Raw genomic sequence first — 8,423 nt, 5'->3', positions numbered from 1 at the left:
GCTCTGGCTCTGGCTCTGGCTCTGGCTCTGGCTCTGGCTCTGGCTCTGGCTCTGGAGAATAGGTAACCGGCGCTTCCGGCGGATCAAGCGCTTCGACCGTCGTATCCGCTGGGCCCTCGTCAACGGCGGCCTGTTCAATCGGATCTGGTTCCAGCGCGCGGTCGTCAGAAGGTGCTGACAAGACCTCGATGTGCGCCTCCTCGGGGGGCACGACCTGCGCCGCCGCTTGCGCCTCTTGCGCAGCAACGGCGCGCGGTTTTACGTCAACCGTTTCCGCGACCCCGCCATCGTCAACGATCGCTTCTAGTCCTTCATCAATCTTGGACGACGACTTGAACAGTTTGTCTTTGAGTTTTTTGAAAAACGCCATGCGCGGGCCTGCCTCTTCACCGGTTAATGCTCATCTAAGAGGATTTGCCGCGAAACGAAAGGCCCGAGCCGTTTTGGGTCAGATTTCCTCGGGGAAGTGTTTCATTACCATGCGAATGGGGTTCGGTGCCGCCTGACCCAAACCGCAGATTGATGCATCTACCATTGCGGTGCTCAACTCTTCCAGCAACCCGGTGTCCCACTGGTCCGCCTGCATCAGTTTGACTGCTTTTTCGCATCCGACCCGGCATGGTGTACATTGCCCGCAGCTTTCATCTTCGAAAAACCGCAGCATGTTGAGCGCCGCCGCCCGCGCGGAATCCTTGTCAGAAAGAACCACGACCGCCGCGGATCCGATGAAAGAGCCAAGCGGTTGCAGTGTGTCAAAATCCAGCGGCACATCACTGATTGATGCAGGCAAAATGCCCGACGATGGCCCGCCAGGTTGATAGGCTTTGAACAGATGGCCGTCAGCCATGCCCCCTGCGGCCTCGATAATGTCAGTAATTGTTGAGCCTGCTGGCAATAGATAGACGCCGGGTTGCGCAACCCGTCCCGAGACTGAATAGCTGCGCAGTCCCTTACGGCCATTCTTTTCGGTTGCCGACAGAACCTCCGGACCCTCGCGGCAAATACGCGTCACCCAATGCAGCGTTTCGACATTGTGCACCAAAGTTGGTTGGCCAAAGACACCAACCTGCGCCACAAAGGGCGGACGGTGTCTCGGCATGCCGCGCTTGCCCTCGATGCTCTCAATCATCGCGCTTTCTTCACCACAGATATAGGCACCAGCACCACGCCGCAGGTCGATGTAACCCGGAGTGACAATCCCGGCCTCCTCCAGCGCTTTTATTTCACGCGCAAGGATTTCCAGCACCGCAGGATATTCGTCCCGCATGTAGATAAACGCGGTCTCGGCTTCGACGGCCCAAGCGGCAATCAACATGCCCTCAAGGAAAAGATGCGGCACGCGCTCAAGATAATAGCGGTCCTTGAACGTGCCGGGTTCGCCCTCATCCCCGTTCACCGCGAGGTAACGCGGCCCCGGATTGGCCCGCACAAAGCCCCACTTCTTGCCAGAGGGAAAGCCAGCACCGCCCAATCCGCGCAGCCCTGAGGCCAGAACGTCTTCTTGGACCTTTTCCCAATCGCCGGTTTCGCGCAGGGTTTTCAGCGTTTCATATCCGCCTTCAGCGGCATAATCGGAAAATGTCTCATAGCTCGGGATATGCGCGTGCGTATCGCCCGCCGCGATGGCAGCAGTGACCTTTTCCGGCGTGGCGTGATCGATATGGGCATGACCCAGTTCCAGAACCGGCGCCGTGTCGCAGCGCCCCATGCAGGGCGCGCGCAACACGCGGACTTCCCCCGGGTTCAGGCCATTTTCAAGGGCGGCCTTCAGTTCCTGCGCACCCGCCAATTCGCACGACAGGGAATCGCAAACACGAATTGTCAGGGCCGGTGGCGGCGTTTCGCCTTCCTTAACCACGTCGAAATGCGCATAAAACGTCGCGACTTCGTAGATTTCAGCCATCGACATGCGCATCTCTTCGGCCAGCGCACGCAGATGGGCGGCGGACAAACACCCGTGGGTGTCCTGAATTTTGTGCAAATGCTCAATCAACAGATCGGCACGGCGCGGCGCATCGCCCAAAAGCGCGCGAACCTCATCCCAAGCGGTGTCCTGCAGCTGGCGACCTTTCGTATGCCGCCGCCCTTTGCCCTTGCCAGACTTCCAGACACCTTTTTCGGGGGTCTTGTCGCTCGTATCGAGTGCCATCGGCATATCTCCCTGTCCGCAAACACCACGGAGCATGCCCACGTGATTTCCTGATGCCCAGCAATATCAGTCTGAACAACGCCACGGTAGTTTAAAACACGGCACCACAGGCAGCCATAAACGACACTTCTGTGTCCGATCCGAAACTTGCGTCATTAACCGCGACGCAACAAGCGCCTTGGAGGCGCGGCGACAAAGAGGTAAACAAAGAGTTAACGAATAAAGCCCACGTGAGGGCGGTGCCGGCGCGTCACGATCTGGCGAACTGTAGCACCACAGGCCCTCTGGCGTCAGAAGGCTTCCGTTTGAAACGTAGTATCCAAAGGTGAGTAAACATGCGAAAACGACCATTGTTCATTCCAGTAATTGCGGCCCTTTCTGCGATGCTTTCTGGTGGGATGGCTCTTGCGGCGGAACCAATGGACGGTCGGACTTTTGATGAATACACCCGCGGCAAAACGCTGTTTTATGGCCAGAATGGTGAGAAATACGGGGCGGAGGTCTATCTCGATGACCGTCGTGTGAAATGGTCGTTTCTGGACGGAAAATGCAAGGAAGGGTTCTGGTACGAAGAAGCAGGGCAGATTTGCTTTGTCTACGAGGATAACCCGACACCGCAATGCTGGGCCTTTACCAAAGAAGATGGCCGCCTTTCAGCCCGGTTCGAGAACCTGCCCGGCGCGACCGAATTATACGAAGCTGAAGACGTGAACGAAGAGATGATCTGCCTCGGCCCCGACGTCGGTGTCTGATCCCCTGGAGCGTCTGACAAAATACCTGAAACATCAAGTATCACGTAACGCGTTGAAATATTTGATTTCAGGCAGCGTTACATGATTCAGGTTTTTCGCATGATGCTTCAGAACAGCGACCCTTGTTCCGGTGGTTTGCCCGCTGACTTTTTAGACGCGGTCTTGCCGCCCACTGTCACGCGGCCATCGGCGAACTGGATTTCCAGACTGCTGGCCGTTTTCGCGGTCTTGCTGTCTGTCACCACGGCCCCATCCGATCGCACAACTGCAAAACCGCGCGCCAGCGTGGCCTTGTAGCTGAGTGTTTCATTCAGCCGTCCCAACGCATCGAGCTTGCGGCGGGCCGCATCGAGGTTTTGCTCGCCCACTTTGCCCAAACGCTGCACCACATCCTCGAAATGCTGTTTCTTGCGTCGATATTCCTGCTCAAGAACTGCCGGGCGATATCGCCGCACCCTTGTTTCCAGTTGCTCTTTGCGCGTCGCCAGCGCGCGCAACAAGGCCGGTTGCAGACGGCGCGCCTTTTCTTTGAGCTGCCGGTCCTCTGCCTGCACAGCGCGCGTCAGCATCGCCGGTCGCAGTGACCCGCTGACATCCGCCAGCCTTATCTTGCGCCGCTGCACCCCGGACATCAGCGCCGGGGCCAGCCGCGCGCCGCGCGTGTCGACCAGTTGACGCGGGCTCTCAAGCAAACTGTCCGGGCGCGGCAAGGCGCGGGCCACGTCGCGCAAACGCTGGTCCCGGCGGGTCAACCCCTGACTAAGCGCCTGACGCATGCGCGCATCCTGCTGCTCGACCCATGCAATAAGCTCATGGCGCACCGGCACGGCCAATTCAGCCGCAGCTGTGGGTGTGGGCGCACGTTTGTCAGATACGAAATCGATCAGCGTGGTGTCGGTTTCATGCCCCACCGCCGAGATCAGTGGAATGTCTGACGCCGCCGCCGCCCGCGCGACACTTTCCTCGTTAAACCCCCACAGATCCTCGACCGATCCGCCGCCGCGCGCCACGATGATCAGGTCCGGGCGCGGCAAAGCCCCGCCCGGTTCCAGCGCGTTGAACCCCGCGATGGCAGCCGCAACCTCGGGTGCACATTTCTCACCCTGAACAGCGACCGGCCAGATCAGCACCTTGCGCGGAAAGCGGTCCCTCAGGCGGTGTAGAATATCTCGAATCACCGCTCCTGTCGGCGACGTTACAACCCCAATGATTTCCGGCAGATAGGGCAGCGGACGTTTGCGCGACGTCTCAAAAAGCCCCTCCGCCTCCAGTTGCTTTTTGCGCTTTTCCAGCAGCGCCATCAGCGCGCCCTTGCCCGCGACAGCCACCTCATCCACATTCATGTTGTATTTGGACTGCGCCCCATAGGCGGTGATGCGCCCTGTCACGACCACCTCGAGCCCCTCTTCGGGGATCACGCTCAGCCGGGCGACCTGTCCTTTCCATGTGGTGCAGGACAGTTGGTTCCGATCATCCTTGATGTCGTAATACATATGGCCCGATCGCGCCTTGATCACGCGGCTGACCTCGCCACGCACCCGCACGCGGCCGAACTCTCCTTCCAGCGTGCGTTTCACCGCACCAGAGATTTCACTGACCGTAAATTCGGGCGTATTCTGACCCGGTGTGGGATCGTCAAGCAAGTCCATGGTGCCTCGGGTGTTGTCACAGGTTCCCCGCCAGCTTAGAACGCCCTGAACATAAGGCCAAGCAGATCGGGAGCCCTTCATGAACATTCTTATTCTCGGCAGCGGGGGACGTGAACACGCTCTGGCCTGGGCGGTCAAACAGAACCCTAAATGTGATCGCCTGATCGTGGCCCCCGGCAACGCAGGGATCGCGGGGATCGCCGAATGTGCGTCCCTCGAGATCGAAGATGGCGGGGCCGTCGCACGCTTTTCGGATGAAAACGCCATTGATCTCGTGATCGTCGGACCCGAAGCCCCCCTCGCAGCGGGTGTTGCTGATCGCTTGCGGGATGCAGGCATTTCCGTTTTTGGCCCCGGTCTTGATGCAGCAAAGCTGGAAGCATCAAAAGCCTTCACCAAAGCCATCTGCGATGCAGCCGGTGCGCCCACGGCCGCATATGCCCATTTCACTGACCGGGCTGCGGCACGGGCCTATGTCGAAGCACAAGGCGCACCGATTGTTATCAAGGCAGACGGTCTTGCAGCGGGCAAAGGCGTGATCATCGCCCAGACGGTCGACGAGGCACTGGACGCCCTTGATGACATGTTCGGCGGCAGTTTCGGTGACGCAGGCGCAGAAGTCGTGATCGAAGAATTCATGGAAGGCGAAGAGGCGTCCTTCTTTGTGCTGTGCGATGGCGAAACCGTGCTGCCCATCGGCACGGCGCAGGACCACAAGCGTGTGGGTGACGGCGACACCGGCCCCAATACCGGCGGCATGGGCGCCTATTCCCCTGCCCGGGTGATGACGCCAGAGGTAACGCAGGCGGCGCTTGAGCAGATCGTGCAGCCGACAATGGTCGAAATGGTGCGGCGCGGGACACCCTATCAGGGTGTGCTCTTTGTCGGCCTGATGATCCAAAACGGTGCGCCGCGTCTGGTCGAATACAACGTGCGCTTTGGCGATCCCGAATGTCAGGTCCTGATGATGCGCCTTGGCGCGCAGGCGCTGGATCTCATTCAGGCCGCCGCCGAAGGCAGGCTGGATGAAGTGCAGGTCAACTGGGCTGATGATCATGCTCTGACGGTCGTGCTGGCCGCGCGCGGATATCCCGGAAGCTATGAAAAAGGGTCTGTCATCGGCGGGCTGGACGGTTTTAAAGAGGACAGCAAGCATATGGTTTTCCATGCTGGCACAACCCGTAAGGACGGCCAGTACACCGCCAGCGGCGGGCGGGTACTTGGCGTTACGGCGCGTGCCTCATCGCTCTCCGAAGCGCGAGAGCAGGCGTATGGCATGGTGGATCAGATCGACTGGCCGGAGGGGTTTTGTCGCCGTGACATTGGCTGGCGGGCACTGGACTAGAAACTTGTCGTTAATTCGCGCAAGACAGAGCGGCGGCAAACGCGCCGCGTGAGGTGTCCGTCCCAAGACGTCGTGTTTCAAACAGGCCATCGCTATACCGGATGGCCTGTAATTCGGCCCAATCTGCACGCGCGAGAATCATTTCCGGAAAGCCATCACATTGCCTGATGCCACCGGCAATATCGCGCTCTCCGATGCGGTGATTGGTGACACCGCCAAGCGATGCAATTTCACTAAGCTGGCGGTTTTGATAGCGCCAGATGCGCAGTGTTTTCGCCAGATGGGGGCGGTCAACATAGGCGATCTCAACATACCCATCCCCGTCAATATCAGCGGCGCCCAAAGGGGCAAGCCAGCGAAAACGGGTGCCTATATAGGGGGTAGCCGTTACAAAACCAGAGGCGTCATAGATAACCAGCCGCGCGCCTCTTGATTGATCACTTTCGACAACGATGACTTCGGGCAAGCCGTCTGCGTCAAGATCAACGATCCGGGGGTGCGTATCTTCAATAACCGATGTTACAGGCAGTGTAAAACGTCGGATATCCCCGGTGGCCAGCGTGATGACGAGCGTCTCGTGCTCAACATCATCGCCAAGGACCGCATGGGCATATCGCTGCGTCGGACCTGCGTAGTCTGCCGAAATGATTGCCTCGGACGCCTCTGCCGCTCCCTGCAACAAGCACAACACTGGCAGCGCGCGGCGAACGAAACAGAGCAGGCGGCGCGCCAGAAGACGCCGCGCCCACGCCTTCATCAGATCTGTTTTTCGGGCATTTGTACGATGAGGCCGTCCAACGCATCCGTCACTTTGAGCTGGCAGGTCAGCCTGGAACGGGCCGGGTCAGGCTGATAGGCGAAATCAAGCATGTCTTCTTCCATATCGTCCTTGCCGGGCAGTTTTTCGATCCACGCGGGATCAACATAGACATGGCATGTGGAACAGGCACATGCGCCACCGCAATCGGCCTCAATTCCGGGAATGTTATTGTCGCGCGCGCCTTCCATGACCGTCAGGCCATTTGCGACCTCAACAACATGCTCCGTCCCGCCGTGTTCAATATAGGTGATTTTGGCCACGTTCATCCATTCCTTCTTGCCGTGTTCAATCCGTTCAACGTCGGCATATAGAGCGCGTGCGCCTGTTTTGCGACCCCCTTCGCAGAGGATTGTTTTTGATTTCTTTTGTTCTATATTTGTTCTTATGCAGATCATCACATCTCGTGCCGCCCCGGCAACTGATACGAAAACCGCTGGGAAATGGCCAAGCCCACCCGCCTGCCTTGTCGCGCGACAATTGACACAGCCGCCGCAAAATGCGCGTGTCGCCGTGGCCGGTATTGTCATTTTGAGACAACGTCCCGGCACGGCCAAGGGGGTTATCTTTCTCACGCTGGAGGATGAAACCGGCGTTGTGAATGTGATTGTCTGGCGGAATATCTATGAAAAGTTCCGCCGCGCCGTAATCGCAGGGCGCATGCTGCGCGTCACAGGCAGGCTTCAACGCGCCCATTCCGTAACCCATGTTCTTGCAGAAGAGATCGAGGATTTATCACCTTTACTGGATGGTCTTGTGCAGGAAAACCAAGCCTCCGAGTAAAACTACCTTTCCAGACAAGAAAAGGACGCGCCAAAAGCGCCGCTTTCAAAAACCTAAACGCGATTTCGCATCCACTGGCCGCAATCCATGTCGACGTGAAACACATTTCGGACCAACGCGGCTTGGAGTGGCGCAGCCCATCTGCTATCGTATATCCGTAGAACCCCTACCAAGATATTGAACGCACGACGTTATGCCACGGTCGCAAGTATGCGCATAATGAGCGCAGACGCTTTGCGTGGCACTGTCCAACTCTGAGGTGTTCGGTGCACCGATCCCTGGTTGGGTGAATGCCTATTTCCTACACCGCACCGCTGCGGTTCAGAAAGGCGTTGTGAGCGCACATGAGCAAAGCAAAGGCCACACCTTCGTTGAAAAACCGCGCCTGGTCACCAAGGCCCGAAACTCAGCGCAACACTGTCAGAACCCGCGCGCGTGCCCCGGCATTCATTCAACAATCAGAATGGACGACTTCGGAACGCAGCCGCGTGGCTGAGTTGCTTCGTCTGATGGCACCAGCCATTTGAGATACGTCAGACTACATGTTCGGCAAACCTCTGGAAATCTGCCGGTACTGCCGAACTATGCGCCAGCGCGGTGACCTTCTGTTCGAACTGAGCAGCAAAGTTCCGAAAGCCGTCACACTCAACGCGCATAATGGACAAGAGCAGGCCCAACGACGTTATCCCGCAAACAGACGGCCCTTTTGCACGTTGCCAAGTCCAAGCTATGCCTGTCGGAGCAACAGTACCACGCAACGCCGGTACAAATCGGCGGGGTGAAGAGCCACCATAGCGGAACAGGGAAACCATGCTTGCAAAGCTCTTGGAGCCGGTACGAAAACGGTCGCAGCATTCGAGAGGATCGACGCCCTTTCGAACGGTCCCTCAAAGCCTGTTCAAACGCCGCTACAAGCCTTTTTGAATAC

The 8,423-nt window shown here is 58.3% G+C and carries 7 protein-coding genes and 1 pseudogene; 3 read left to right on the top strand and 5 right to left on the bottom strand.

Going from position 1 to position 8,423, the window contains the following annotated elements; translation table 11 throughout:
* Window positions 1-370 (bottom strand): annotated as a pseudogene (locus K5Q35_RS20135) (signal recognition particle-docking protein FtsY); the annotation flags it as partial.
* Window positions 371-448: 78 nt separating this feature from the next.
* Window positions 449-2,149 carry an NAD(P)H-dependent oxidoreductase subunit E gene (locus K5Q35_RS20130; protein ID WP_220801127.1) on the bottom strand — a complete coding sequence of 567 codons (1,701 nt, stop codon included), beginning with the start codon at window positions 2,147-2,149 and terminating at the stop codon, window positions 449-451.
* A gap of 335 nt (window positions 2,150-2,484) precedes the next feature.
* Between K5Q35_RS20130 and K5Q35_RS20125 the strand changes: the two genes are divergently transcribed.
* Window positions 2,485-2,901: a hypothetical protein gene (locus K5Q35_RS20125; protein WP_220801126.1), complete on the top strand. Its 417-nt coding sequence runs from the start codon at window positions 2,485-2,487 to the stop codon at window positions 2,899-2,901.
* Between the two features lie 107 nt (window positions 2,902-3,008).
* Here the strand turns inward: K5Q35_RS20125 and xseA are convergent, their stop codons facing one another.
* Window positions 3,009-4,550 (bottom strand): exodeoxyribonuclease VII large subunit, encoded by a 1,542-nt coding sequence (xseA, locus tag K5Q35_RS20120; protein ID WP_220801125.1) that lies wholly within the window; start codon window positions 4,548-4,550, stop codon window positions 3,009-3,011.
* A gap of 79 nt (window positions 4,551-4,629) precedes the next feature.
* On the opposite strand from xseA, the gene purD reads away from it, so the two are divergent.
* Window positions 4,630-5,895, top strand: coding sequence for a phosphoribosylamine--glycine ligase (gene purD, locus K5Q35_RS20115; protein ID WP_220801124.1), 1,266 nt, complete (start codon window positions 4,630-4,632; stop codon window positions 5,893-5,895).
* A gap of 10 nt (window positions 5,896-5,905) precedes the next feature.
* Here the strand turns inward: purD and K5Q35_RS20110 are convergent, their stop codons facing one another.
* Both K5Q35_RS20110 and K5Q35_RS20105 read right to left on the bottom strand, forming a co-directional pair.
* Window positions 5,906-6,652, bottom strand: coding sequence for a VCBS repeat-containing protein (locus K5Q35_RS20110; RefSeq protein ID WP_220801123.1), 747 nt, complete (start codon window positions 6,650-6,652; stop codon window positions 5,906-5,908).
* Entirely contained in the window at window positions 6,652-6,975 is a 324-nt protein-coding gene (locus K5Q35_RS20105; RefSeq protein WP_013960971.1) for a 2Fe-2S iron-sulfur cluster-binding protein, read from the bottom strand. Before K5Q35_RS20105 ends, K5Q35_RS20110 begins: the two co-directional genes overlap by 1 nt.
* A 124-nt stretch (window positions 6,976-7,099) precedes the next feature.
* Here K5Q35_RS20105 and K5Q35_RS20100 point away from each other — a divergent pair, with 124 nt between their 5' ends.
* The gene (locus K5Q35_RS20100; protein ID WP_220801122.1) at window positions 7,100-7,495 is read left to right on the top strand and encodes an OB-fold nucleic acid binding domain-containing protein; all 396 of its coding nucleotides are present in this window, start codon (window positions 7,100-7,102) and stop codon (window positions 7,493-7,495) included.
* Window positions 7,496-8,423: the final 928 nt, after the last annotated feature.

This window comes from Roseobacter sp. OBYS 0001, assembly GCF_019654895.1.
In the GTDB taxonomy this organism is placed as follows: Bacteria; Pseudomonadota; Alphaproteobacteria; order Rhodobacterales; family Rhodobacteraceae; genus Roseobacter; species Roseobacter litoralis.
The sequence above is the reverse complement of the archived record's forward strand: the minus strand, read 5'-3'. Positions and strand labels throughout refer to the sequence as shown.

Excerpts from the sequence above, each read along its gene's own strand:
- purD (WP_220801124.1), top strand. The coding sequence starts at position 4,630 with ATGAACATTCTTATTCTCGGCAGCGGGGGACGTGAACACGCTCTGGCC.
- K5Q35_RS20100 (WP_220801122.1), top strand. The coding sequence starts at position 7,100 with ATGCAGATCATCACATCTCGTGCCGCCCCGGCAACTGATACGAAAACC.
- K5Q35_RS20110 (WP_220801123.1), bottom strand. The coding sequence starts at position 6,652 with ATGAAGGCGTGGGCGCGGCGTCTTCTGGCGCGCCGCCTGCTCTGTTTC.
- xseA (WP_220801125.1), bottom strand. The coding sequence starts at position 4,550 with ATGGACTTGCTTGACGATCCCACACCGGGTCAGAATACGCCCGAATTT.
- K5Q35_RS20130 (WP_220801127.1), bottom strand. The coding sequence starts at position 2,149 with ATGGCACTCGATACGAGCGACAAGACCCCCGAAAAAGGTGTCTGGAAG.
- K5Q35_RS20125 (WP_220801126.1), top strand. The coding sequence starts at position 2,485 with ATGCGAAAACGACCATTGTTCATTCCAGTAATTGCGGCCCTTTCTGCG.